Origin of the sequence: Streptomyces buecherae (assembly GCF_014295035.1) — a bacterium.
GTDB classification, from domain to species: Bacteria; Actinomycetota; Actinomycetes; order Streptomycetales; family Streptomycetaceae; genus Streptomyces; species Streptomyces youssoufiensis.
Genome location: NZ_CP060404.1, coordinates 2,906,403 through 2,931,118 on the forward strand (window position 1 = coordinate 2,906,403; position 24,716 = coordinate 2,931,118).

22 protein-coding genes and 1 pseudogene are annotated in these 24,716 nt (G+C 73.7%); 9 read left to right on the top strand and 14 right to left on the bottom strand.

The window, feature by feature from the left end; translation table 11 throughout:
• Window positions 1-64: 64 nt before the first annotated feature.
• Window positions 65-991: an NYN domain-containing protein gene (locus tag H7H31_RS10625; protein WP_187060235.1), complete on the bottom strand. Its 927-nt coding sequence runs from the start codon at window positions 989-991 to the stop codon at window positions 65-67.
• A 198-nt stretch (window positions 992-1,189) separates the two neighbouring features.
• Here H7H31_RS10625 and H7H31_RS10630 point away from each other — a divergent pair, with 198 nt between their 5' ends.
• Window positions 1,190-1,342 carry a hypothetical protein gene (locus tag H7H31_RS10630; protein ID WP_176163936.1) on the top strand — a complete coding sequence of 51 codons (153 nt, stop codon included), beginning with the start codon at window positions 1,190-1,192 and terminating at the stop codon, window positions 1,340-1,342.
• Between the two features lie 296 nt (window positions 1,343-1,638).
• On the opposite strand, the gene H7H31_RS10635 is transcribed toward H7H31_RS10630, so the two are convergent.
• From H7H31_RS10635 to H7H31_RS10645, 3 genes are all read right to left on the bottom strand, one after another.
• Entirely contained in the window at window positions 1,639-2,244 is a 606-nt protein-coding gene (locus H7H31_RS10635; RefSeq protein ID WP_176163935.1) for a MarC family protein, read from the bottom strand.
• 368 nt (window positions 2,245-2,612) lie between these two features.
• Complete coding sequence (locus H7H31_RS10640) at window positions 2,613-3,506, bottom strand: PHP domain-containing protein (RefSeq protein ID WP_187060948.1); 894 nt, start codon at window positions 3,504-3,506, stop codon at window positions 2,613-2,615.
• Window positions 3,507-3,741: 235 nt separating this feature from the next.
• Window positions 3,742-4,380 carry a DUF6758 family protein gene (locus tag H7H31_RS10645; protein WP_187060949.1) on the bottom strand — a complete coding sequence of 213 codons (639 nt, stop codon included), beginning with the start codon at window positions 4,378-4,380 and terminating at the stop codon, window positions 3,742-3,744.
• A gap of 164 nt (window positions 4,381-4,544) precedes the next feature.
• Here H7H31_RS10645 and H7H31_RS10650 point away from each other — a divergent pair, with 164 nt between their 5' ends.
• Window positions 4,545-5,870: an MFS transporter gene (locus H7H31_RS10650; protein WP_187060950.1), complete on the top strand. Its 1,326-nt coding sequence runs from the start codon at window positions 4,545-4,547 to the stop codon at window positions 5,868-5,870.
• Between the two features lie 142 nt (window positions 5,871-6,012).
• On the opposite strand, the gene H7H31_RS10655 is transcribed toward H7H31_RS10650, so the two are convergent.
• Window positions 6,013-6,624 (bottom strand): suppressor of fused domain protein, encoded by a 612-nt coding sequence (locus tag H7H31_RS10655; RefSeq protein WP_187060951.1) that lies wholly within the window; start codon window positions 6,622-6,624, stop codon window positions 6,013-6,015.
• A gap of 486 nt (window positions 6,625-7,110) precedes the next feature.
• Here H7H31_RS10655 and H7H31_RS10660 point away from each other — a divergent pair, with 486 nt between their 5' ends.
• On the top strand, window positions 7,111-8,235 hold the full coding sequence (locus tag H7H31_RS10660) for a magnesium and cobalt transport protein CorA (RefSeq protein WP_187060952.1): 1,125 nt from the start codon (window positions 7,111-7,113) through the stop codon (window positions 8,233-8,235).
• Window positions 8,236-8,349: 114 nt separating this feature from the next.
• Here the strand turns inward: H7H31_RS10660 and H7H31_RS10665 are convergent, their stop codons facing one another.
• Window positions 8,350-9,303 carry a DMT family transporter gene (locus H7H31_RS10665; protein ID WP_232109784.1) on the bottom strand — a complete coding sequence of 318 codons (954 nt, stop codon included), beginning with the start codon at window positions 9,301-9,303 and terminating at the stop codon, window positions 8,350-8,352.
• A gap of 224 nt (window positions 9,304-9,527) precedes the next feature.
• On the opposite strand from H7H31_RS10665, the gene H7H31_RS10670 reads away from it, so the two are divergent.
• Window positions 9,528-10,148 carry a hypothetical protein gene (locus tag H7H31_RS10670; RefSeq protein ID WP_187117890.1) on the top strand — a complete coding sequence of 207 codons (621 nt, stop codon included), beginning with the start codon at window positions 9,528-9,530 and terminating at the stop codon, window positions 10,146-10,148.
• 77 nt (window positions 10,149-10,225) lie between these two features.
• Here H7H31_RS10670 and H7H31_RS10675 read toward each other — a convergent pair whose 3' ends face one another.
• Window positions 10,226-11,062: an SDR family NAD(P)-dependent oxidoreductase gene (locus H7H31_RS10675; RefSeq protein ID WP_187060803.1), complete on the bottom strand. Its 837-nt coding sequence runs from the start codon at window positions 11,060-11,062 to the stop codon at window positions 10,226-10,228.
• Between the two features lie 135 nt (window positions 11,063-11,197).
• The gene (locus H7H31_RS10680) at window positions 11,198-11,983 is read right to left on the bottom strand and encodes a hypothetical protein (protein ID WP_187060804.1); all 786 of its coding nucleotides are present in this window, start codon (window positions 11,981-11,983) and stop codon (window positions 11,198-11,200) included.
• A 345-nt stretch (window positions 11,984-12,328) separates the two neighbouring features.
• Between H7H31_RS10680 and H7H31_RS10685 the strand changes: the two genes are divergently transcribed.
• From H7H31_RS10685 to H7H31_RS10695, 3 genes and pseudogenes are all read left to right on the top strand, one after another.
• Window positions 12,329-13,642 (top strand): magnesium transporter MgtE N-terminal domain-containing protein, encoded by a 1,314-nt coding sequence (locus H7H31_RS10685; RefSeq protein ID WP_187060805.1) that lies wholly within the window; start codon window positions 12,329-12,331, stop codon window positions 13,640-13,642.
• Window positions 13,632-14,141 (top strand): annotated as a pseudogene (locus tag H7H31_RS10690) (DUF1003 domain-containing protein); the annotation flags it as partial. The gene H7H31_RS10685 and the pseudogene H7H31_RS10690, both read left to right, overlap by 11 nt.
• 311 nt (window positions 14,142-14,452) lie before the next feature.
• Window positions 14,453-15,622 (top strand): Mrp/NBP35 family ATP-binding protein, encoded by a 1,170-nt coding sequence (locus tag H7H31_RS10695; RefSeq protein ID WP_187060806.1) that lies wholly within the window; start codon window positions 14,453-14,455, stop codon window positions 15,620-15,622.
• Between the two features lie 345 nt (window positions 15,623-15,967).
• On the opposite strand, the gene H7H31_RS10700 is transcribed toward H7H31_RS10695, so the two are convergent.
• The 5 genes from H7H31_RS10700 to sigE all read right to left on the bottom strand — a co-directional run bounded on the left by H7H31_RS10700 (window position 15,968) and on the right by sigE (window position 21,657).
• On the bottom strand, window positions 15,968-16,666 hold the full coding sequence (locus H7H31_RS10700; protein WP_187060807.1) for a hypothetical protein: 699 nt from the start codon (window positions 16,664-16,666) through the stop codon (window positions 15,968-15,970).
• A 105-nt stretch (window positions 16,667-16,771) separates the two neighbouring features.
• Entirely contained in the window at window positions 16,772-17,221 is a 450-nt protein-coding gene (locus tag H7H31_RS10705; RefSeq protein WP_187060808.1) for a sec-independent translocase, read from the bottom strand.
• A gap of 347 nt (window positions 17,222-17,568) precedes the next feature.
• Window positions 17,569-19,752 carry a S1C family serine protease gene (locus H7H31_RS10710; RefSeq protein WP_187060412.1) on the bottom strand — a complete coding sequence of 728 codons (2,184 nt, stop codon included), beginning with the start codon at window positions 19,750-19,752 and terminating at the stop codon, window positions 17,569-17,571.
• A gap of 208 nt (window positions 19,753-19,960) precedes the next feature.
• Window positions 19,961-20,884: an anti-sigma factor family protein gene (locus H7H31_RS10715; RefSeq protein WP_187060413.1), complete on the bottom strand. Its 924-nt coding sequence runs from the start codon at window positions 20,882-20,884 to the stop codon at window positions 19,961-19,963.
• A complete protein-coding gene (gene sigE / locus H7H31_RS10720) occupies window positions 20,881-21,657 on the bottom strand; it encodes an RNA polymerase sigma factor SigE (protein WP_187060415.1) in 777 nt (258 codons plus the stop codon). Before sigE ends, H7H31_RS10715 begins: the two co-directional genes overlap by 4 nt.
• 141 nt (window positions 21,658-21,798) lie before the next feature.
• On the opposite strand from sigE, the gene H7H31_RS10725 reads away from it, so the two are divergent.
• A complete protein-coding gene (locus H7H31_RS10725) occupies window positions 21,799-22,473 on the top strand; it encodes an O-methyltransferase (RefSeq protein WP_187060414.1) in 675 nt (224 codons plus the stop codon).
• A gap of 599 nt (window positions 22,474-23,072) precedes the next feature.
• Here H7H31_RS10725 and H7H31_RS10730 read toward each other — a convergent pair.
• Window positions 23,073-23,240 (bottom strand): DUF3117 domain-containing protein, encoded by a 168-nt coding sequence (locus tag H7H31_RS10730; protein ID WP_003966491.1) that lies wholly within the window; start codon window positions 23,238-23,240, stop codon window positions 23,073-23,075.
• Window positions 23,241-23,810: 570 nt separating this feature from the next.
• Here H7H31_RS10730 and chcB point away from each other — a divergent pair.
• Window positions 23,811-24,611 carry a 2-cyclohexenylcarbonyl CoA isomerase gene (chcB, locus tag H7H31_RS10735; protein WP_187062099.1) on the top strand — a complete coding sequence of 267 codons (801 nt, stop codon included), beginning with the start codon at window positions 23,811-23,813 and terminating at the stop codon, window positions 24,609-24,611.
• The last annotated feature ends 105 nt before the right edge of the window (window positions 24,612-24,716 follow it).

The window sequence follows — 24,716 nt, forward strand, 5'->3', positions numbered from 1 at the left end:
GGCGGCCCGCCGTGCCCACCGCGCGCGGCGACGGGCGCCGCACGCGCGGCGCCCGTCCAGCGGGTCAGTACTGCGCCTGGAGGTGGTCCCAGAACCCGTCCCGTACCGCCCGGCGCAGGTCGGCGTGGGCCCGCAGCGAGAGCTGGAGCAGCGCCTCGGCCTCGATGAGCAGTTCCTGATCGACCGAGCCCGGCAGGTAGGGGTGGCCGGGCAGCAGGTCGGCGAGGGTGCCCCGGCCACGGCTGGCCAGCCACTGCGCGGCCACCTGCGCCCCGACGAAGCGCACGTCCTCGCGGCTGGGCAGGTGGCCGGGACCCGCCTCGCCGGAGAGGTCCGTGACCACGGCCCGGCGCATCACGTACGGCTTGCAGAACTCCAGGTCGAAGGTGCGCTGGCTGTCGACCTCCCAGAGCAGCGGCTCGGCCTGGTTGCGGCCGGTGGCCGCCTCGATGCCCCACAGGTGGACGCGCGCCCCGTAGCCCTGGGCCGCTTCCACCGCCGAGACCAGGTCCTCGTCGCCGCCGACGAGCACGGCGTCGCCGATCGCCCGGTGGCGGGCGAGGGACTCCAGGTCGGTGCGGATCAGCGAGTCGACGCCCTTCTGCTGGTTGTTGGCGTTGAGGTTGCCGAGCCTGACCTTGACGTCGGGCAGCTCGGCGATGCGCTGCTGCTCGGTGGTGTGGATGCGCCGGCGCGCCCCGTCGTACCAGTACACCCGCAGCAGCCGGCTGTCCGGGAAGATCGTGCGGGCCCGGTCGATGTACGCCTCGATCAGCCCCTCGGTGTCCAGCTCGAAGGTCCTGCGGTCCTCGGTGCCGGTGACCAGCCGGCCGGCCGCCGCGTACACGTACCCGGCGTCCACGAAGATCGCGTGGGTGGAGGGTGTCGTGGCGACCTCGGCCAGCACCCGCTGGAGCAGTTCGTTGGTGCGCTCGATCCCCGCGGCGATCGCAGCCAGGTCGGCCCCGCCCGGGGGCTCGACGTCATGCATGGCGGCCCCTTCCGGGCCATGACGCAGCAAACACAACCACTCCTGTTACGTGCCAGTAATTAGCATGTCGAAAAATTTCCTTAGCGTAGGGAATGTTTGCTCGGGGCAACTCGTTGTTCCCATAGAACGCCTCGCAGGGTGGCGAGGCGTTCGACTACTCACAGTTCTCCTCAGGAGGATCAGACGAAGGGAGAAGCCTTGCGCTTCGAGATCATGCGCCTTGACGACATCGACGGCACCGCCGTGGAGAGCACTGTCGTGGACGCCGCCTCCGTCAACCGGATCGTGCAGCAGGCCGCCTCTGTCGGCCAGCGCATCTACATCCGTCCAGCCGACTCCGCCGCCCGGTAACACGACCGGTCGCCGCGCGACGACGCAGCCCATACCCGAGGCGCCCCCGTACCACCACACGGTACGGGGGCGCCTCACGTCGTCGTACGCCAGCCGTCACACACCGCTCTCCCGCCACTTCCGCGCATCCGACGCGTGTCTGCGCTCCCCCGGCGCGTACGCCCGCGCATCGAGGCGCGGGCCAGGCGCTCGCCCCTGCGAACCCCCGTCCGAACGACGACCGCGCCCCGACCCCGGGGACACGGGATCGGGGCGCGGCGGTACGGGCGGCGGTACGGGTCGGCGGACCGCGAGCCTCAGGCCGCCTGGATGAACTGGGTGATCCCGTTCGCGATCTGCTGGACGGCGATGGCCGAGAGCATCATTCCGGCCAGCCGGGTCACCAGCACCACGCCGCCGTCCTTGATGACCCGGATGATCAGCAGCGAATAGCGCATGACCAGCCAGAGCACCACGTGCATGGCCACGATCGCGGACCACACCGAGAGCTGGCCGCCGAAGCCGTCGGCGTGCTGCACCGCCAGGATCACCGAGACGATCGCGCCCGGCCCGGCGAGCAGCGGCATGCCCAGCGGCACGAGCGCCACGTTGACGTCCTTGGTCTGGGTCGGCTCCTCGGACTTGCCGGTCAGCAGGTCGAGGGCGATGAGCAGCAGGAGCAGCCCGCCCGCGACCATCAGCGCCGGCACCGACACGTGCAGGTAGTCCAGGATCTGCTGGCCGCAGATGCCGAAGAGGGTGATGACGCTGAACGCCACGGTCGCCGCCTGCCACGCCATCTTGCGCTGCACCTTCAGGGGGCGCCCGGAGGTCAGCCCGAGGAAGATCGGCGTGATGCCAGGGGGGTCCATGATGACGAAGAGGGTGAGGAAGAGGGAGCCGAAGAGGGCGAAGTCGAACACGATGTGCCTTGCGAGGAGAGAGCCGGGGCCTGGGACAGGCCAGGGGGCGGAGCGGATGGGACAGGGGACCGGACGAAGCGAACGGCGGGGAGACGAGCGAGGGGAAGAAGTGGGGGCGGGGGCGGCGGAAGGGGCGCCTGGCGGCGGCCGTAGCGCACCGCCGGCGGGGGCGCGGCCCCGCACACGCCGGCGGACGCGACCGCACCCGGCTCCACGGCGCGCACCGGACCGCACGCGGTCGAGCGGGGGCGTGACGTGGCGCGGGAGGCGCGTCAGTGGGCGTGCGGCGGCCTCGGCCGGCCGGGAAGGCGGGGGCGCACCCGGCCGAAGCGCGGGTGCCGAGCGGCGGCTACGGGGCGCGGACGGGCTCAGCCACCGGTGCCCGGCACCGGGAAGGCGCCGGTCGCACGGCGAATGATCTCGCCGTAGACCTCCGGGTCGGTGGTGTACTCGCCGAGGCGACAGGTCTTGCGGCTGCCGTGGTAGTCGCTGGAGCCGGTGGCGAGCAGCCCGAGGTCGGCGGCGAGGCCGCGCAACTGAGCCCGGGTCGGCTCGTCGTGGTCCATGTGGTCGACCTCGATGCCGTCCAGGCCCGCCGATGCCAGCTCGGCTATCGCGCTCTCGGGCACGCACTGGCCCCGCTTCAGCGCCAGCGGATGGGCGCAGACGGTGACCCCACCGGCGGCCTTGACCAGGCGGATCGCGTCGAAGGGGTCCAGCTCGTGCTTCTCGACGTACGCCCGCCCGTCGTTGGCGAGCCACTGCGGGGTGAAGGCGTCGGAGACGCTGGGCACGATGCCCAGCTCGACCATGGCCGCGGCCACGTGCGGCCGGCCGACCGCGCCGTCGCCGGCGATCCGGGCGACCTGCTCCCAGGTCACGGGCGCGCCGAGGGCGCGCAGCTTGTCCACCATGGCCCGGGCGCGCGGCACCCGGTCGTCGCGGACCAGCTCGCGCTCGCGGGCCAGCTCGGGCTCGTGCGGGTCGAAGAGGTAGGCCAGCAGGTGCAGGCTGACGCTGTCGGGCGCGTCACCGCCGTCCGCGGCGGGCCCGGGCAGTCGCAGCCGGCAGGAGAGTTCGGCGCCGGTGACCAGGGTGAGCCCGGCCGGCAGCGCCTGTCGCGCCTCGGCGTACCCGGCCACGGTGTCGTGGTCGGTCAGCGCGACGACGTCAAGACCGCTGGCCGCGGCGTTCCGTACCAGCTCAGCGGGGGTGTCCGTGCCGTCGGACGCGGTGGAGTGGGTGTGCAGGTCGATGCGCACGACGCGGACTCCAGGGCGGTCTCGGGGGGACGACGGGGACATCTTCACTGTACCGGGGCACAGCGGCGCCTCCGCCCACACAGTCGTACGAGACGAGCGCCTCGCGCCCACGGCCCGCCCCACGGGCGCACGAACGCGTGCGGGCCGCGTGCCCACCACGCCCTCGGGCCGACGCGCTGTCGGCTCCCCGTCACATACGGCCGGCCCGGGCCGCGCCGCGCTGTCGCGCGCTCGCTCAGGACAGCACGCGCGGCGACAGCGCGCCGCACGGCAGCAGGTCCACCTCGGCGCCGGCGTCCCGCAGGTCGGTGAGGACGAACTCGTCGTAGAGCAGGACGCCGGCCTGCTCGGGCCAGACGATCACCCACAGCCACAGGCCACGGGCCTCGCCGGCGAAGACGGCGCGGTCGTCGGGCACGCCGCTCACGTGCCACAGCGGGGTGGGCCGGCCGGCGGCGTGCACCTTGGTGTGCGGGGGCTGGTCGACGCGCATCAGGGGGCCCGGGTCGAGGCCGTCGATCCCCGCGTACCGGGCGCCGAGGCCGACCCCGAGTTCCTCCGCGACCAGCAGCATCTCGCCCGCGCCGCCCAGCGGGCCGGGGCCCGAGCAGGCCACGGCGGTGGCCCGGCCGCCGCTGCGATCGTCGCCGGCGGAGACGACGCCGGTGAACAGCCAGCCGACCGGCAGCGGCCACGGCATCCAGACCGGCACCTGGGCGCGGTTGACCACGACGGCGAGCGCCTCGACGCTCGGCGGCACGACCGGCTGGAGGGGGTGCACGGTTCCGTGCACACCGCACTGCCAGGAGTCGGCGAACAGACCGGGCGCCCGCACCCGGCCACCGCACTTCGGGCAACTGGGTTCGCCCCTCATAGTCGTCAACGGTCCTCCCCCCTCGCCGCCGCGTCAAGGACGATCACCCGTCCGGCGCGACTCATCAGGGAAAACTACATGCAGCTTGCACTAGTTAGCTCAGCTAACTTAATATGTGTAATTACCAACGATCTCTGTTCGACGCGAGACCCAAGGAGAAGGGCATGCACAGCGCGCGTGACGACGCCGGCGAGGACCCCTTCGACGCCGGTAGTGGCCGGGGCCGGGGCATCCTGCGCCAGCCGATGGCGGTCTGGGCGACCGCCGGCGCCTCGGTCGTGGCCTTCATGGGCATCGGCCTGGTCGACCCGATCCTGCCCTCGATCGCGGGCGGCCTGAACGCCTCGCCGAGCCAGGTGTCCCTGCTGTTCACCTCGTACTTCCTGATCACCGCCGTGGCGATGCTGGTCACCGGCTACGTCTCCAGCCGCATCGGGGGCCGCAGGACGCTGCTCGTCGGGCTCGCGCTGGTGGTCGTCTTCGCGGCGCTCTCGGGCACCGCGACCTCGGTCGACCAACTCGTCGGCTTCCGCGCCGGCTGGGGCCTGGGCAACGCGCTCTTCGTCTCCACCGCGCTCGCCGTCATCGTGGGCGCGGCGCACCCCGTGGGCCCACGCGGCGCGGACGGGAAGCAGGCCAGCGGCAGCGCGACGGCGATCCTGCTGTACGAGTCGGCGCTCGGGCTCGGCATGGCCTGCGGGCCGCTGCTCGGCGCGGTCCTCGGCGACATGAAGTGGCGCTACCCGTTCTTCGGCACCGCCGTGTTGATGGCGGTCGGCTTCCTGGCCATCAGCGTCTTCCTGCGCGAACAGCCCGTGCCGGCCCGCAGGACCGGGCTGCTCGACCCGTTGCGGGCGCTCGGGCACGGCGGGCTCGCCTCGGCCGCCGCCTCGGCCTTCTTCTACAACTACGCGTTCTTCACCGTGCTGGCCTTCACGCCGTTCGTGCTGGACATGTCGCCCTACCGCTCCGGCGCCGTCTTCTTCGCCTGGGGCGCGCTGCTCGCCGTCTTCTCGGTGCTGGTCGCGCCCCGGCTCCAGGAGCGGTACGGCTCGCTGCGGGTGCTCGCGGCCTCGCTGGTGCTGATGGGCGCCGACCTGGTGGTGCTCGGCTACGGCGATCACACCACCGCCGTCGTCTGCACCATCGCGTCGGGCGCGTTCATCGGCGTCAACAACACGGTCTACACGGAACTCGCGCTCGGCGTGTCGGACGCGCCACGCCCGGTGGCCAGCGCGGGTTACAACTTCGTGCGCTGGTTCGCCGCCGCGGCGGCGCCCTACCTGGCGCCCAAGATCGAGGAGTGGAGCGACCCGCACACGCCGTTCGTGGTCGCCGCCGCGGCGGCCCTGGTCGGCGCGGGCATCGTGGCGGCCCGCCGCTCGGCCCTCAGGCTGCGGGCCGAGGAGCTGGAGCCGGCGCACGCGACACGGGACGGCGTCGGCGTGTTCGCCGAGCAGCCGCCGCGCCCGGCGCCGGCGGCCGAGTAACGCCCCCGACCGAGCTTCGCCCGGGCCCCCGTTGGGGCCCACGGGCCGGCCGCCACGCCGGCGCCCGGCGTGTGCTTGCTCACCATCGCGCGCCCCGCGCCGGGGTCAAGTTCCCAGCCCGTACGGATGAATTGACTCGCCGTCAGTCCTCCAGCGAGACCGAGCGGCGCAGCGGGTCGCGCAGGTCCGTGCCGCGCGCCAGCCAGCGGGCCTCCAGGGCGCCCGCGCCGTGCACCCGCTTCCACGCCGCCTCGTTCGCCGTCATCGGCAACAGCGGCAGGAACCGCACCGGGTCCATGGGCGCCGGCAGCTCCAGGTCCTCCACCAGGCCACCCGGCTCGGCCACCAGGACGGAGCTGAACGGCGCCCCCGGCCACAGCGGCTCCCCCACCTCCAGCGAGCCACCCGGCGCCACGATCACGCCCTCGACCTGCGGCGACGCGGCCAGTACGGCCAGCGGGCGAAGCGCCTTGTCGGTGTCGGCCCGCCGCGCCCGCACGGTGAGCAGCAGCTCGGCGCGAGGCCCGCGCACCGGGTCGGCGAGCGGGTCGGCGGGGTCCGCCATGGGCTGGGCCGACATGCCGAGGGTGGCGTAGCGCACGACGTCGGCCCCGCCCCGGTCGCCGGCGGCGTCACCCGTGAAGCGCAGCACCTCGATGCGGTCGGTGCCGACGAAGGTGATGGCGGCGCGGGCGTCCGGCTCGCCCAGCGCCATCCGCAACCGGGCTTCTACCAGCTCGAGAACATTCGCCATGCGGCGAGCATAGAACCCGTATCGAAGAGGCGAAGCGGCACGCCGGGGCCATACACCCCTGGTAGCCTTGGCGCCTGATCAGGGACTTACGTCGTCCCCTACGGGGGACCGGCCGGAGGAGGTGGGGCTGCGGTGGATCCTAGTCGACCGTGCAGTACCGACTGTTCTCCCGTCCTCTCGCTCGGGACGCGCCCCTTCTCTCGGTGATCTGCTGCCTTCCGTACCCGGCTGCCACGGGGTGAAACCCCGCGCCGGCAAGGAAGTTGAGGAGTCTTTCGCGCCCGCGCCTTTCGCACGGAAGAGCATGCCCCACCGCTTCATTCCGTCTTTCCGTGTTCCGCCACCCGTGGAACACGTCAGCGCCCAGCTCATGGAGTGCCATCCGCTTTGCGGACGTACGGCTCGATGACGCACCGTACGTCCACCTTCCGGATCGCGCTGCGCCCCGCGCTCTGCCGCTGACGACCGGCCCGCTGAGGAGTCCGTATGTCGATGATTCGTGACCTGCGCGCAGCCGTCCGCCCCGCCCTTCGGCGAGGGCATTCCGTAAACGAGTACGACACCACCCGCGATCCGTCCGCCACCAGCGCCGTCGTGGACTGCGGCGTCTACCGCGACGGCCGGCGGGTCAGCGACCACGTCAGCCCCACCGAGGCGATGGCCCGGGTGCGCGCCGACGGCGGCTTCGCCTGGATCGGGCTGCACGAGCCCACCGAGCGCGAGTTCTCCGGAATCGCGCAGGAGTTCGGGCTGCACCCGCTGGCCGTCGAGGACGCCGTCCACGCCCACCAGCGGCCCAAGCTGGAGCGGTACGACGACACGTTGTTCACCGTCTTCAAGACCATCCACTACGTCGAGCACGCGGAACTCACCGCCACCAGCGAGATCGTCGAGACCGGTGAGGTGATGTGCTTCACCGGTCGGGACTTCATCGTCACCGTCCGGCACGGCGGCCAGGGCTCGCTGCGCGCCCTGCGCCACCGCCTCCAGGACGACCCCGACCTGCTGGCCAAGGGCCCGTCGGCGGTGCTGCACGCCATCGCCGACCAGGTGGTGGACGGGTACATCGCGGTGGCCGACGCCGTGCAGGACGACATCGACGAGGTGGAGATCGACGTCTTCTCCGCCACGAACGGCGCCACCAAGGGCGGTCGCGCCTCCGCGCGCGGCGGTGACGCCGGCCGGATCTACCAGCTCAAGCGCGAGGTGCTGGAGTTCAAGCGGGCCGTCTCACCGCTGCTGCGGCCGATGCAGTTGCTGAGCGAGCGCCCGATGCGGCTGGTGGACCCGGACATCCAGAAGTACTTCCGGGACGTGGCCGACCATCTGGCCCGGGTCAACGAGCAGGTGCTCTCCTTCGACGACCTGCTCAACTCGATCCTGCAGGCCAACCTGGCGCAGGCGACCGTCTCGCAGAACGAGGACATGCGCAAGATCACCGCGTGGGCGGCCATCATCGCCGTGCCCACGATGATCTGCGGCGTGTACGGCATGAACTTCGACCACATGCCGGAGCTGCGCTGGAAGTACGGCTACCCGGCGGTGCTCACCCTCATCGCCGGTATCTGTTTCACCATCCACCGCGGCTTCAAGCGCAACGGCTGGCTGTAGCCGTCGCGTACCGGCCGGCCCGGGGCCCGCGCGGGCCGGCCGGCGGGGGCGCGCGGGCTGGGCCGGGCCGCGCCCGGTCGGACCGCGCGGACCTCGCCGGCGGGGCGGCCGGGCTCAGCCGCCGCGTCTGCCGCGGCCGTCCAGGACGACCAGGGCCAGGCCGAGCAGGATGATGCCGAGCGCGGGGTAGGCGGCGGCCGGCGGGTGCTGGCCGAGCCACAGGGCCGCGATCAGCGCCGCGCCCGGCGTCTCCAGGAGGATGCCGGTCGAGGTGACGGCCGGGCCCAGGCCCTGCACCACGCGGTTCAGCAGCGAGTGGCCGAGCAACTGGGCGGTCAGCGTCAGCACGGCCAGCTTCAGCCAGGTCTCCCCGCTGTAGCCGCCGAGCCGCACACCGGCGATGAGGCACACCACCAGGAGCACGGCGGCGGCGGTGGCGTAGCAGACGCAGGTGTACGCGGTGGTGCTCACCGTCCGCCGGACCTCGGAGCCGACCAGCATGTAGCCGGCGCCCGCCATGCCGCCGGCCAGGGCGAGGGCGTCGCCCGCGAGGGCGCGCGGCGACAGCGAGAGGTCCACGCCGGTGAGCAGGAGCACGCCGAGGAAGGCCACCGTGATGCCGGCCCACACCAGGCCCGACGAGCGGTGGCCGCGCAGCCGGAGCAACACGGTGGTCCAGATCGGCGTGGTGGTGGCCAGGGCGATCGAGGAGGAGACCGACGTCATGTGCAGGCTCGGCAGCCAGAGCCCGAAGTGCAGCGCCAGCAGCACGCCCGCGGCGGCCGACAGGCCCACCTCGCGCGCGCCCGTCGCGCGCAGCTCGGCGCGGTGGCGCAGCAGCGCGACCGGCGTCAGCACGCCCACGGCCAGCACGTTCCGCCACAGCGCGACGGCCAGCGCGGGGGCCGCGGTCGCCGCGATGAGCGGGGCCGACAGCGAGATGCCGGCGATGGCGACGCCGAGCAGGGTGAGGTCCAGCGACACCGGTCCGCCGCCCGTGCCGGCGACGGCGGCACCGGTCGCGGAGCGCGGGGCGAGGCCGCCTGGTTTGGCCGATCGAAGGCGCACGGCCACAGAGTAAGGCGTGCCGGGGTGGGACGGTACTGGCACCGCCTCGCGCGTGCGCCCGGTTCCGGCCCGCGCCCCGTGGCCCGGCGCGTGCGGCGCGTGCGACGCGTGGGGCCGGGGGTGGCCGGGCGCGGTACGGAAGCCCTGGTGGGGGCCGGGCAGGCGGCGTACGGCGGGCGTACGGCCCGCCGTACGCCGCCGAGGGCACCCCATAAGCTGGGGCCATGACGCACAGCGTGGAGCAGGCCCTCACGGATCGGGCGCTGATCGAAGAGGCGACGAAGAAGTCCGGCCTGATCTGGGTGCTGGGCGACGCCGGTGCCACCCGGAGCGCGCCGCGCGCGCTGTGGCACGTGTGGCACGAGGGCGCCGCCACGCTCGTCGGCTCGCGCGGCCCCGACGCCGGCTCCGCCGCCGCGCGCGACGGCGCCCCGTCGCGCGGCATGGGGCTCATGGAGCAGCCGCTGGACGGCCTCGGGCTGGCCGACGGCGGCACCGCGGCGGTGACGGTGCGCAGCAAGGACAAGGGCGGGCGCCTGGTGGGCTGGACGGCCCGGGTGGTGGAGCTCGCGCCGCGCAGCGAGGCGTGGGAGGCCGCCGTGGCCGAGCTCAAGCCGAAGCGGCTCAACGCCCCGGACTCGGCGCAGGTCGTCGAGCGCTGGGCGCGCGAGTGCCGGGTGCTGCGCCTGGAGCCGGCCCCGGCCCCGCTGGCCGCGCTGCCGGACGGCGCGCTGGCCGCGACCCCGGCGCCCACCCCGGCCACCACCCGCAAGCCGATGCCCGAGGCGCTGCCCAGGCTGCTGCGCCGCCGCGCCCGCAAGAGCGCCCGCGAGAACCCGCGCTGAGCGGTGCGCCCCCGCGGGCGGGGTCGGGGTCAGGGCCGGGGTCGGGATCGGGGTCGGGGTCAGGGTCAGGGTCAGGGTCAGGAACGTAGGCCGCCGTCGACCCGGAGCACCGTTCCGGTCACGTACGAGGAGCGGTCGCTGAGCAGCCAGGCGGCGGCCTCGGCGATCTCGACGGGGTCGGCCGCGCGGCGCAGCGGGGTCTGGGCGTTGAGGCGTTCGATGGTGCCGGGGGACGCGACGTCCCAGTCGTACATCATCTCGGTCAGCGTGGTGCCCGGGGCGATGGCGTTGACGCGGATGCCCTCTGGGCCGTAGGTGATGGCGGCGGATTCGGTGAGGCTGTTGACGGCCCGCTTCATCGCCGCGTAGGCGGCCAGTTCGGGGTTGCCCATCAGGCTGCCGACGCTGGAGGTGTTGACGATGGCGCCCGATCCCGAGGTGGCCCGGATCGCGGCGACCTCGGCGGCCATGGCCTGCCAGGTGCCCTTGAGGTTGACGGCGTAGACGCGGTCGAGTTCGGCCACGGGCACCTGGTCCAGTGGGCCGGGCGGGGCGCCTGTGGCGCCGTTGTTGAAGGCCACGTCGAGCCGGCCGTACAGCTCGACGGCGCGTTCCACGGCGGCGTGCACGCTGTCGCCGTCGGCCAGGTCGCATGGCGTGTACTCGGCGATGCCGCCGGCGGATCTGATGTCCTCGGTCGCCGTCTTGAGTTCGTGCTGCGCCCGGGACGCGAGCAGGACGTGGGCGCCCTCGCGGGCGAACAGGCGTGCCGCTGCGGCGCCGATACCGCGGCCCGCGCCGATGACTAACGCGACCTTGTCGGCCAGCAGGTCCGCGGGCTTCTGCTCCCGGCGCAGTGGGGCGGTCGTGGCGGAGGTGGTGGACGTGGTGAGTGCGGTGGCTGTGGTGTTCATGGTGGCAAGGCTATGAAAATCGGCCACTCCCAACCAGGGCGCCGCCGACCTGACGCACCCCTAAAAGACCGCACACCGGGTGCGCGGACGGGCGAGAGTTGGCCACAGTCGCCACCCGTCGGGTGCCGCGTGCGGTCAGCCGTCGCTCTGCGGCAACTGCTGGCCGTAGTCGACCAGTTCGCCCTTCGCGGGCGCGGTGAGGGGGAAGTCCTTGTTCCAGTCGGCGAGCTGGATGACGCCCGCGCCGCCCGCGCGCTGGAGGCGCAGCGGGTAGGGGGTGCCGCGCAGCGAGACGTCCAGCGTGCCGCCGTTGCCCCGGTCGCCGGTGACCCGGATGGTGGGCACGCCGGCCACGTTGGCCCGCTCGCCGCTGGTGATCTCGCCGTGCAGCCCGAGCAGCCCGTCGAGGAGCATGGCCTTGTCGGTGAAGCCGCTGAGCTGCTCGTACGCGGGGTCGCCGGCCGGGACCTTCACGTACTTGCCGTCCAGCTTCCTGGCCACCGCCCGGTCCGCCGCCGAGCCGCCGTCCTTGCCGGAGCCGGCCGTGGGGGTCGCGTCGCCGCCCCGCTCGTGGACCCAGAAGTCGGCGCCGGCCTTGAGGTACAGCTCCTTGTCGATGCGCAGCAGTTGGAAGGTGCTGCCCTTGCTGGAGACCTGGCCGGTGCCGCCGTCGCCCTTGAGTCGCATGTCGAGGGTGTACGTACGGCCCTTGCTGACGACGTTGCCGGTCAGGTGGACCGCGCCGGCGCGCTCGGCGGCCTGGCGCGCCCTGGCCTCGATCTTGTCGGCGGGAAGCTTGCCGACGCCGTTGGTGCCCGCGTCGGGGTTCTTCTTCTCGCCGTCGCCGCCGCAGCCGGCGAGCGTCGCGACGGCCAGTCCCGCGCAGGTCGCCGCAGCGAGAGCCGTCTTCCAGGTGCGCACGTCCGCTCTGCCTCCTGATGCCGGTGCACGGGCAGCGTACCGGTGCCGTGTGAGCACGATGACAGCGCACCGTGAGGGAAGGTGGGGCTTTCGGGAACCCGGTCGCTCGAAGTGCCGCACGCCAGAGCGAAACGGAAGATCCGTCACATATCAGATATCGACCGCGATCGCCCGCCGAACGCCCCGGCCCGCCCGTGCCACCGCGTAAGGCACTCCGGGCTATCAACTGATATTCGAGGATTCCTGGATACAAGGAGGTATACAGAGGTACCCGAGGAGGCCGGACCCCGCGCCGTCGACAGGTGACGGCCACCTCGGGTCCGTCCGTGAAAGGAGGCGCGTGGCATGGGAGCGGCAGCCCCGCGCGTGTTCGTCTCGCACCTGGCCGGTGTCGCCGTGTTCGACCCGAACGGGGACCCGGTGGGCCGGGTGCGGGACCTGGTGGCGATGTTGGGGTTGAGCGGCCGGCCGCCGCGCGTCCTCGGCCTGGTCGTCGAGGTGGTCAGCCGGCGCCGGATCTTCCTGCCGATGACCCGGGTCACCGGCGTGGAGTCGGGCCAGGTGATCACCACGGGCGTGGTCAACATGCGCCGCTTCGAACAGCGCCCCACCGAGACCCTGGTCCTCGGCGAACTGCTCGACCGCAGGGTCACGCTGGTGGAGACCGGCGAGGAGGTGACCGTCCTCGACGTGGCCGTGGCCCAGTTGCCGGCCCGCCGCGACTGGGAGATCGACAAGGTCTTCGTACGACGCGGCAAGGCCCCCACGCTGCGCGACAGGTGGCCCGGGGGCGGCCGGCGGACCGGGGAGGCGCTGACCGTCGAGTGGTCGGCGGTGACGGGCTTCTCGCTGGAGGAGCCGGGGCAGGGCGCCGAGAGCCTGCTGGCCACCTTCGAGCAGTTGCGCCCCGCCGACCTGGCCAGCGTGCTGCACCACCTGACGGCCAAGCGGCGGGCCGAGGTGGCCGCCGCGCTCGACGACGACCGGCTCGCGGACGTCCTGGAGGAGCTGCCCGACGACGACAAGGTGGAGATCCTGGGCAAGCTCCAGGAGGAGCGCGCGGCCGACGTGCTGGAGGCGATGGACCCCGACGACGCCGCCGACCTGCTCTCCGAGCTTCCGGAGGAGGACAAGGAGCGGCTGCTCACGTTGATGCGCCCACGGGACGCCGCGGACATGCGCCGGCTGCTGTCGTACGAGGAGCGCACGGCGGGCGGGCTCATGACCACCGAGCCGATCGTGCTGCTCCCGGACGCGACGGTGGCCGACGCGCTGGCCCGGGTGCGCAACCCGGACCTGTCCCCCGCGCTGGCCGCGCAGGTGTACGTGTGCCGGGCGCCCGACGAGACGCCCACCGGCAAGTACCTGGGCACGGTGCACTTCCAGCGACTGCTGCGGGACCCGCCGTTCACGCTGGTCAGCGCGCTCGTGGACAGCGACCTGAACCCGCTGCCGCCGGACACCGGGCTGCCGGAGGTGACCAGCTACCTCGCCGCGTACAACATGGTCGCCGCGCCCGTCGTGGACGCCAGCGGGGCGCTGCTCGGCGCGGTGACCGTGGACGACGTCCTCGACCACCTGCTGCCCGACGACTGGCGCGAGCGCGAACTGCACGGCGCGCGCGTCCCCGACCTGCCGGAGGTGGCCGATGGCCGGTGAGCGCATTCGCCTGGACCAACCCCGCGAGCCACGGCGCAGCCTGCTGCCGCGCTGGGATCCGGAGGCGTTCGGCCGCGTCTCCGAGCGCACGGCACGCTTCCTGGGCACCGGCCGGTTCATCGTCTGGATGTCGGTGGTCATCGTGCTGTGGGTGGTGTGGAACACCAGCGCCCCGGCCGACCTGCGCTTCGACAACTACCCCTTCATCTTCCTGACCCTCGCGCTCTCCCTCCAGGCGTCGTACGCGGCCCCGCTGATCCTGCTCGCGCAGAACCGGCAGGACGACCGGGACCGGGTCAACCTCGAACAGGACCGCAAGCAGAACGAACGCAGCATCGCCGACACCGAGTACCTGACCCGGGAGATCGCCGCGCTGCGGCTCGGCCTCGGCGAGGTGGCGACCCGGGACTGGATCCGCTCGGAGTTCGAGGACCTGGTGCGGGAGCTGGAGCGGCAGCGCACCGCCACCGCGGACCACCCGACGCAGCGGCACGGCGGCCACCGCGAGCACGCCCGGGCCGACGAACGGGCCGCCGAGCACGGCCCGAACGCCGCCGAGGCGACCCACGAGCAGCCGCCCCGGGGCGGCGCGGCCCGCGGCCGGGGCAGGCCGCCGCGCGAGGGCCCACCGCGCGAGTCGGGTGGGCCACGGGGACCCGGCGGCGCCGGGCGCTGAGCCGGCCCCGGGCGCGCGGGCGGGACATCCGCGGGGCAGCCCGGCTATTCCCGGCATACGACGCCCGCGGGCGTGAGGAAAGCGACCGTCCACAGGCTTTCCCGCGCACTGGGCGCGCGCCGTACCATCGGGGCATGGCTACCGAAACGACCGGCCCGCAGCACGGCGCCGCTCCCGCCGAAGAGGCGGTCCGCGACGCGCTCGCGACGGTGAACGACCCGGAGATCCACCGCCCGATCACCGAACTCGGGATGGTCAAATCGGTGGAGATCGCCCCGGACGGGGCGGTGGCGGTCGCGGTCTATCTCACGGTCGCCGGCTGCCCGATGCGGGACACCATCACCAGCACGGTGCGCGAGGCGGTGGCCCGGGTTCCCGGCGTGACCGACGTCAGCGTCGAGCTGGACGTGATGAGCGACGAACAGCGCAAGGAGCTGGCCAGCTCGCTGCGCGGCGGACAGACCGAGCGCGAGGTGCCGTTCGCCAAGCCGGGCTCGCTGACCCGGGTGTACGCGGTGGCCTCCGGCAAGGGCGGCGTCGGCAAGTCGTCCGTGACGGTCAACCTGGCGGCGGCGATGGCCGCTGACGGCCTGAAGGTCGGCGTCGTGGACGCGGACATCTACGGCCACTCGGTGCCCCGCATGCTCGGCGCCTCCGGCCGGCCGACCCAGGTCGAGAACATGATCATGCCGCCGTCGGCGCACGGCGTGAAGGTCATCTCCATCGGCATGTTCACGCCGGGCAACGCCCCGGTGGTCTGGCGCGGGCCGATGCTGCACCGCGCGCTCCAGCAGTTCCTCGCGGACGTCTTCTGGGGCGACCTGGACGTGCTGCTGCTCGACCTGCCGCCGGGCACCGGCGACATCGCCATCTCGGTCGCCCAGTTGGTGCCCAACGCGGAGATCCTGGTGGTCACGACGCCGCAGCAGGCCGCGGCCGAGGTCGCCGAGCGCGCCGGGTCCATCGCCGTGCAGACCCACCAGAAGATCGTCGGCGTGGTCGAGAACATGTCCGGGCTGCCGTGCCCGCACTGCGACGAGATGGTGGACGTCTTCGGCACGGGCGGCGGTCAGACCGTCGCCGACGGCCTGACCCGCACGACCGGCGCGACGGTGCCGGTGCTCGGCGCCATCCCCATCGACGTGCGGCTGCGCGAGGGCGGTGACGAGGGCAAGCCCGTCGTCCTGACCGACCCCGAGTCCCCGGCGGGTGCCGCGCTGCGCTCCATCGCGGGCAAGCTCGGTGGCCGCCAGCGCGGCCTGGCCGGCCTGTCGCTGGGCATCACCCCGCGCAACAAGTTCTAGTACGTACGAGGGCGGCTGCCCAGGGCGCGCACCGCCCCGGAGCAGCCGCCGCGTTCGGCCCCGCCCGCTCCCGGATCACATCGACGACGGGCCGGCCGTTCCCCCGGAACGCGTAGGCGCCGTACGCCGTATGCCGGAGCGATTCCCACGGGCACGTAGCCACCGCCGCCCGGCGCGACCGGGCTCACTCGGTCCGCCCGGCCCAGCCCTGCCCGACTCCGCGCCCCCGGCCCGCGCGGAGCCGCGTCCGGCGCCGGCGTGTCGGGACAGGGCGGCGGCGGGCCGGCGCGGAAGCACGTCGAGGCCGGGCTTGACGACCGCGGCCTCGTGGCCGGGGCGAGGCCCCTACGCGTACGTCGTGATGTCCTTGACCACGGAGAACCCGAGCCCGTAGGCGCTCATCCCGCGCCCGTACGCGCCCACGTGGACGCCCTCGCGGGCCGAACCGGCGAGGACCCAGCCGTACTCGGACTCGCGGTAGTGGAAGTCGGTCGGCACGCCGTCCACGGGCAGCGTGAGCTGCGACCACGCGGAGCCGCCGAGGTCGTCCGCCAGCTCCCAGGCGATCGCGGTCTGCTGGTCGAGCCAGTCCTGCCGCAGCGCCCGCTCCATCTGGGACGGCCAGGTGCACGAGAGCAACCCGGAGCCCGCCAGCCAGGCGGCCGACGACACGGAGGTCGCCTCCAACATCCCGGTGCCGTCGGCGCTGCGCCGCACCGGACGGCTGGCCACCGTCACGACGACGGCGAAGCGCTGCTTGGCCCGGCTCTCCGCGGTGGTCTCCACCTTCAGCGAGGGCTCCTCGCCGTGCCCGGTCGCGCCGTGCTCCACGGTGCCGTCGGCCGCCGCGCCCACCTGCATCAACCAGCGGGGCCCGGCGAACGCCTCGTCGAGGCCGTACCAGGGGAAGGCGGCCATCAGGTAGCCGTCGACCGTCCTGCGCACCGCTGCCGGCATGCCCTGCCCGGCCGCCGCGACGTCCTCGCCGGGCACGCCCGGAGTCGCCGCCGCGTCCTGCACGTCTGCCCGACTCGTCGTCTCCATCTGCGCGGAGCCTCCTCGTTGCCCTACGTCGTGGCGGCCCGCCCCCCTTCAGGCGACCTCACCTGGACACAGGGAGGATAGCCATACAGGTCGGCCCGAATGGGATCAGGTGGCGTCCGAGTCGAAGGGTGGCCGGTCGTCGCGCTCCGGCTTGTCGCGCTTGCGCAGCAGGTCGGAGCCGCCGGAGGCGCCGCCTGAGGAGGGGGCGGAGTCGACTCCGCCAGTGGTGTCGCGCGCCTGCGTCACGTCGCCGACCTCGGCCATCTCCTTGCTGAAGTCGAATCCGTTGCGGATCTCCTTCAGGCCGAGCTCGTCCTTGTCGAGCAGGTGCTTGCGCGCGAACGTCTTGGGATTCAGGTCCTCGAACTCGAAGTCCTTGAAGTCCGGACCCAACTCTGTCCGGATGTCTTCCTTCGCACTGTCCGAGAACTCCCGGACCTTGCGGATGAAACGGGCGGCATCCTGGATCACCTTGGGCAGCTTGTCCGGGCCGAAGATGAGCACCGCAAGGATGATGAGAGCGATCAGCTCTAGGGGTCCTATGTCGAAGAACACCTTGCAGCTCCTTGATGCGTCCGTGGCCAACGGTCCAGGCCATCCAACACGGTACCTGCCTCACGGTGTGGTACGGGAGACGGCCAGACCAACATCAGACCACGCGCCGCGCACCGCCGAAGCCGGCCGAACCCGCCCCTCGCGTGGCGCGCTCCCCGCCTCCCACCGCCCCGCGACCCCGGAATCACCGCCCCGGCGCCCCCGACGCACGCCGTGCGCCGCCGGGCCGTCCTCCTCCCGCACAGCAAACTCCGGGTGACGTCCGGCGCACAACCCCGCCTCCGTCACCACCGCGCTGTCACAGACGCCACACCCGCCACCGCGCGGCGCGGGGGTCGCCCCGTCGGTCAGCGATCCATGTCGCTCGCGGAGCCCAGTGCCAGTTCGACGGTGCGCTCGTCGCCGTCCCGCTCCAGGGTCAGCTTCAGCCGGTCGCCGGGGCGGTGGCTGCGGATCTTGACGATCAGTTCCTGGCCGCTCCGCACCGGCACGCCGTCCACCTTGGTGATCACGTCGCCCGACCGGATGCCCGCCTTGTCGCCGGGCCCGCCCTCGGTCACCGCGGGACCGTCGCTGCCGGACTCGGCGACCCGGGCGCCCTCGCCCCGGAACTTCATGTCGAGCGTGACGCCGATCACCGGGTGCGTCGCCTTGCCGGTGTTGATCAACTCCTCCGCGACCCGCTTGCCCTGGTTGATCGGGATCGCGAAGCCCAGGCCGATGCTGCCGCCCTGACCGCCGCCGAGCCCGCCGTCGTTCGCGGCGCGGATCACGCTGTTGATGCCGATCACCTGCGCGTCGGCGTTCACCAGCGGACCACCGGAGTTGCCGGGGTTGATCGGCGCGTCGGTCTGCAACGCGTCCACGTACGAGATGTCGCTGCCGTCGACCTTCTCGCCGCCCGCCGTGATCGGGCGCCCCTTGGCGCTGATGATCCCGGAGGTGACCGTGCCCGCCAGGTCGTACGGGGCGCCGATGGCCACCACCGGGTCGCCGACCCGCACGGAGTCGGAGTTGCCGAGGGCCAGCGGCTTGAGCCCGGTGACGCCCTGGACGCGGATGACCGCCAGGTCGTACCCGGCGTCCCGACCGACGATCTTGGCCCGGGCGGTCTGGCCGCCGTTGAACGTCACCGATATGGCCGCGTCCGAGTCGCCCTGGTCGGCCGGCTCCACGACGTGGTTGTTGGTCAGGATGTTGCCGCGCTTGTCGAGCACGAAGCCGGTCCCCGTGCCCCGCTCGCCGGCGCCCTTGACGTGGATGGTCACCACGCTGGGCAACGCCCGGGCCGCGATGCCCGCGATGCTGTCCGGGTCCCTGGCCCGCTGGGTGTCGGACGGGGCCTGCGGCAGGTGGATCTGCTCGGTGTCGCCGGTCTCCCGCTCCAGGTAGACCCCGATGCCGCCGCCGATGCCACCGGCCAGCAGCGCGAGCACCAGCGCACCGACCACCAGCGGGCCGCGCCGCCGCGCCGCGCGCGCCGGGCCGGGCTGCCCGGCGGCGGCGACCGGCGCGCGCCACGGGTCGTAGTGCTGCCACTGCGCGCCGGGCTGGTTCTCGCGCCCGGCCTGCGCGGCGTACACCCCCGGCGCCTGCGCCTGTGACGGGGCCGGCTGCCCGGCGGCGGGCTGGGGGTGCTGGTGCGCGGGGTACGGCTGGGGACCGGGCGTCGGGTGCGCCGGCATCGTGGTGCCGTGCGCGGGCGTCATCCCAGGGTGCGGCGGGTTCGCGTGGTGCGGGGGCACGTGGGTGCCGTGCGCCGGCGTGGCCACCGGGTGCTGCACGGGCGGCGCCGGAGCCCACGGGCCCGGCTCGCCGTAGGGCGGCGTGCTGTACGGATCGGGCTCGTGCCGGGGCCGGGGCCGCTCCGCCGGCGCACCCTCGTCCGCCGCCCCGGCGGCGGGCTCGGCGCCCCCGGTGGCCGACGCTTCCGCCGGGCGTACGCCGGCGCCTCCCACGGCATCCCCGGCCTTCGCGGCACCGGAGGCCGCGGCACCAGCGCCAGCGCCACCGGGGACGGCGTCACCGCCGGGACCGTCAGAACCGTCCGATGCCGCGTCACCGCCCGGGCCGCCAAGGCCGCCAAGGCCGTCCGACGTCGCGTCGCCGGCAACGGTCGCGTCGCTAGCGGGGGTGCCGTCCGTGGTCGCGTCGCCGGCGGCGGCGTCGTCGGAGGTCGCGGACGCTGGGCGTACGTCGGGCTCGGGCTCCGGGGTATGGTCCGCCGGTCGGGGGGCGTCGCTCGGCGCCGCCTTGGCCAGCACGAAGTCGGTGCCCGGGGCGTCGGGCGCCGCGGGCGCGGCGCCGGCCGTGGCGTCCCGCGCGTCGGCCGCCTCGGTGCCGGCCGCGTCACGCTCCACGGCGGCGCCGGCCGCGTCGGTACGCGGTGGGGCCTGGCCCGCGGGCTGCTCGGGCGTGGGCTCGTCCGCCGCGTGTGCCGCTTGGTCCGCCGCGTGCGGCTGTCCCGCGAAGCCCATGTGCGGACGGCTCCACCACTTCGGCTTCGGCCTCGGGGTCTTCCCGTCGTTCATGCTCTCCCCACAGTTCGCCCGCGGTCCGGCGCGGGCCGCGCTCCCGGCGGGCGTGCTTCACCACACCCGCTCGGCGCGACCCACTGGCGATTCAATCAGGTCTGCCCGAACCCGCGCAGTGGGCCGGTCAGGCCGCGCCGCGGGTCGGCCCCGACCGGCGGGGCCGACCCGCGGCGCGTCGTGCTCTCGCGCCCGTCCTCGTCGGCGGTCAGCGGGGGCTGCTACCCAGGTCCGCCCCGGCGCCGGTCAGCGGCGTCGCCTGGCTGGCCGGGTGCGAGGGGACGTCCATCTGGGTGGGCGCCGGGGCCGCCTGCCGCTCGCGCGCCTCGGGCTGGCCGCCCGGCGAGCGGGCCGCCACCGACAGCACCGGGTGGAGCAGCGGCGGCAGCGCGCTGCCCATCGAGTGCAACGGTGCCTCGTGCGCGCGCGGCCGCACGCCGGGGTGGGTGGTCGCGGTGGGCGGCTGCGTGAGCGGCATGCCGGTCCGCGGGTCGAGCTGCGCCGAGCGCTCACCGCTGGCCGAGAAGAACCCCATCGACCGGCGGGCGTTCTCCTGCGCCCCGGCCCAGGTGCGGTCCCCGCCGTCGTGACGCAGCGGCGTGGTCGCGGTGCCGTTGCCCTCACCCCGGCCACCGGGCGAATCCACCGCGGCGTCCAGGGGCAGCGCACCGCCGAGCGCGACGGCGGCCAGCGACACGGCGCCGGCCGCGGCGAAGGCGAACCGCCTGCCGCGGGGCAGCGCGCGGTTCACCTCGTGTATCCGGAAGCCGCGCTCACGGGGAGCCGAGGCGCCCGCCGGCAGGAACGCGAACGTTTCCTCGCGCGGGTCAAAAGGGTCCCGGTCGCGCGCCGGGCCGTCGAGCGGGGAGCGCTCGTCGTCACCGGTGAGCGCGCCAGCGGGCAGGTTCTGGAGCCGCGCGAGGAACCCCTCCGACGGAGGAGGCGGCGCCGCCTGGGCGAACACGTTCTTCAGCCGTCGCTGTTCGTCAGCCTCTGCCTTGCAGCGAGGACACGTCGCCAGGTGCGCGAGCACCCGCTCGCGCGCATCATGTCCCAACTCGCCGTCGACCAGAGCCGCGAGGCGGTCGCCGAGGTGCTGCTCGGCGGGGGACTGACCGCCTGATCCGGTCACGCGATCCCTACCTCCCCGCTGAGCCCCGGTGCGACCGGGGACACCGAGGCGACCGCGCGCTGCTCGGCGCGGGCCGATGGGGAGCGGTGCTGGAGGGCCTTGCGCAGGTGCGACCGGCCGCGGTGGATGCGGCTGCGCACCGTGCCGAGCTTCACGCCGAGCGTCGCGGCGATCTCCTCGTACGAGAGGCCCTCGATGTCGCAGAGCACCACGGCGGCCCGGAACTCCGGCGCGAGGGTGTCCAGCGCCTGCTGGACGTCGGCGTCGAAGTGGGTGTCGTTGAAGTGCTGCTGCGGGGACGGCTCGCGGCTGGGGAGCCGCTCGGCCGCGTCGTCGCCGAGCGCGTCGAAGCGGATGCGCTGCCGGCGGCGGACCATGTCCAGGAAGAGATTGGTCGTAATGCGGTGCAGCCAGCCCTCGAAGGTGCCCGGCGTGTACGTCGACAGGGAACGGAAAACCCGGACGAACACTTCCTGGGTCAGGTCTTCGGCGTCGTGCTGGTTACCAGTGAGACGGTAAGCGAGGCGATAGACCCGTGCGCTGTGGGTGCTGACGATCTCCTCCCAGGTGGGAGGGGTCCACGCCTGCGAATCCGCATCGGTGGCGAAAGTCGCGGTAGCTGCGGATTCGGTAGTGCGGAAACGGTCAGCAGTGTTTGTCACGGATTTCGGCTCGTCCGTCGGCCCGCGAAAGCGCCGCAGCACTCTTCGGCCACCGGTCGCAGCCGCACCTCCCCTGTCGGCTCTGGTGGTCTCCAGTAGAGCCCCTACCATATCCACCTCGCCCGTTAGCTCCGGATAAGCAATATTGACCTGCATTTGGACTTGATCGTTCGGTGCTCGCGCGGTCTATCCGCCCCCTTTCAACGCCCGGTCCCATCTGCGGGTTCCCGAGCGCAGCGGATACAGTCACCGTTGCGTCAACTACGGGGACAGGAGAGGGCCATTACCGGCAACCGGCAGACGAGCTGGGCGTTCGCCGAGGCGTACGGCGTCGAGCACATCGACGACACAGCGCTGCGCTGGGCTCGTGAGCGGGCCCGGGAGGCGGGGCTGCGTTCGGTGTCCTCGGGCACGGGCGCCGCGCTGCGGCTGCTCGCCGCCACCGCCGACGCCAAGGCCGTGGCCGAGATCGGCACCGGCACCGGCGTCTCCGGCATCCACCTCCTGCACGGCATGCGGCCCGACGGCGTCCTGACGACGGTGGACCTGGAGCCCGAGCGGCAGCAGTTCGCCCGGCAGGCGTTCCGCGCGGCGGGCTTCGCCGGGAACCGGGCCCGCTTCATCCCCGGCCGCGCGCTCGACGTGCTGCCCCGGCTCGCCGACGGCGGGTACGACCTCGTCTTCTGTGACGCGGATCGCGCCGAGTGCCTCGACTACCTCGCCGAATCGTTGCGCCTGCTGCGCCCCGGTGGGCTGGTCTGCTTCGAGGGCGTGTTCGCCGACGGCCGCACGGTGGAGTCGGCCGTCCAGCCGACGGAGGTGCTGCGGCTGCGCGAGCTGCTGCGCGCCGTGCGCGAGTCGACGGTGCTCCAGCCGTCCCTGCTCCCGGTGGGCGACGGCCTGCTGTGCGCGGTCAAGCGCGGCTGACCGGTCACCTCCCTCTATAGGGGGCTCTCTCCGCGCCTTCCCATGGCGACCGCTACGGGGCGCGCGCCCAACCCGTACGCCGCGCGAAACCGTGCCCGACCCTCGTTTCGCTCCCCGCGCCGCGAGTGGCGCGGAAGCGCCCGCGGTGCCGGAACTTCCGGGCCGCGCGATCAGCCATCGGGGCACGGCGCGAGCGGCCGGGGCGGCCGGAGCGAATTCACTCAAGCCACGCGAATCCCCCGCCCCGCCGGCAGAGACGAAGGTCACGCCGCGTGGCGGCCCTCCGGCGTCGCGGCGGGCCCGGAACGGGCGCGGACGGGGACGTGGGACAGGGAAAACGGAAGGCGGCGCGTACCGGTTCCGCGACCCGGCGCGGCCCCGGCGGGCGGGGCCGGACGCGGCGGGCGTGAGCGCGGCGTGACGGGCTCGGGGTCGGGGTCGGCGTGGGGCGGGGCGGGCGTGGGTCGGAGCCGGCATGGCCCGGGGCCGGCGTGGGCCGAGGCGGGGAGTAGGCCCGGCGGGCGGCGGGAACGCCGCTGCCCCGGCTCCTGGTTCTCACCAGTGACCGGGGCAGTGCGCATGATTCCTGTGGCCCGCTGCTAGCCGACGACCTTCTTCAGTGCGTCGCCCAGCGCGTCGGCCTCGTCCGGTGTCAGCTCGACGACGAGTCGACCGCCGCCTTCGAGCGGAACGCGCATGACGATGCCCCGCCCCTCCTTGGTCACCTCGAGCGGGCCGTCGCCCGTCCGCGGCTTCATGGCCGCCATGCTCGTTCCCCTTCCTGAAACCAGCTCATCGCAGCCGACAACCTAGGCGTCACCGGCATCGAACACATTGCTTCCCCGCCATTATCCCGCATGCCATGACCCGATGACCAACGGCGGCGGTCATGGCCTCCGCGCCCGACTCCCCCAAAACCACTCAATTCGGCGATCGGGCCGCGATCTCGCGCGACGGCTCGGCCCGAACGGTAGGTCGGTTCTTTGACGCAGGTCACATGACGGGCGCGCGGATCTCCGGCATGCTGATCGCGGACCGCGGGAGCGTACACCGACCTCCGCGCCCGGACCGGCCGGCATATCCACAAGCTGATCGGAACGCGGCGGTCCGCGGCCGGGCCGCGGCGGTGGTCGTGGCCGGCCGTGGCGGCTCCGTACGGGCCGCGCGCGCCGTACGGCACCCCGCCGCGTGGCACCGTGGTCCCCGCGCGGCGTCCCCGACCGGGGCGGGCCGCAGCGCGGCGCACCGTGGCCCCGGACGACGCCGCCCGCACGTCCCGCGGGCCCGCGGACCGCGGGCGCGACGGACCCACGGACCCATACGGAGGGGACCCACCCATGGCCGACACCGTGCTCTACGACGTGACCGAGGGACTCGCGACGATCACCCTCAACCGCCCCGACGCCATGAACGCGCTCAACACCGAGCTGAAGGTGGCGCTGCGCGACACCCTGCGGCAGGCCGCGGACGACCCGGCCGTACGCGCCGTGCTGCTGACCGGCAGCGGGCGCGCCTTCTGCGTCGGACAGGACCTCAAGGAGCACATCGAGCGGCTGCACGACGACGCGGTACGCGCCTCGGGCGCCACCATGGACACCGTCAGGGAGCACTACAACCCCATCGTCGCGGCCATCGCCGAGATGCCGAAGCCGGTCGTCGCCGGGGTCAACGGCGTCGCGGCGGGCGCCGGCGCGGGCTTCGCCTTCGCCGCGGACTACCGCGTCGTCGCCGACACCGCCTCCTTCAACACCTCCTTCGCCGGGGTCGCCCTCAGCGCGGACTCGGGCGTCTCCTGGACGTTGCCCCGGCTCGTCGGCCACGGCAGGGCGGCCGAACTCATGCTCTTCCCCCGCTCCGTCAAGGCCGAGGAGGCCGCCGGCCTCGGCATCGCCAACACGGTGGTCCCGGCCGCCGAACTCGCCGCCGAGGCCACGAAGATCGCCCGCCGGCTCGCCGAAGGACCCACCGTCGCGTACGCCGCGATCAAGGAGTCCCTCGCCTACGCGGCCGGCCACGGACTGCTCGACACACTGGCCAAGGAGGACGAACTGCAGGCCAGGGCGGGCGCGTCGGAGGACCACCGGATCGCCGTGGACGCCTTCGTGAAGAAGGAGAAGCCGACCTTCCTGGGCCGCTGACCCCGCGCACGCGCCACCCACACCCCCGGGCTGCCCCGGCCCCGCACCCGCCCGGAGCGCGGCGGCGCCCTGAGCACGGCCCCCGCTGAGCACGGCGCGCCCCGC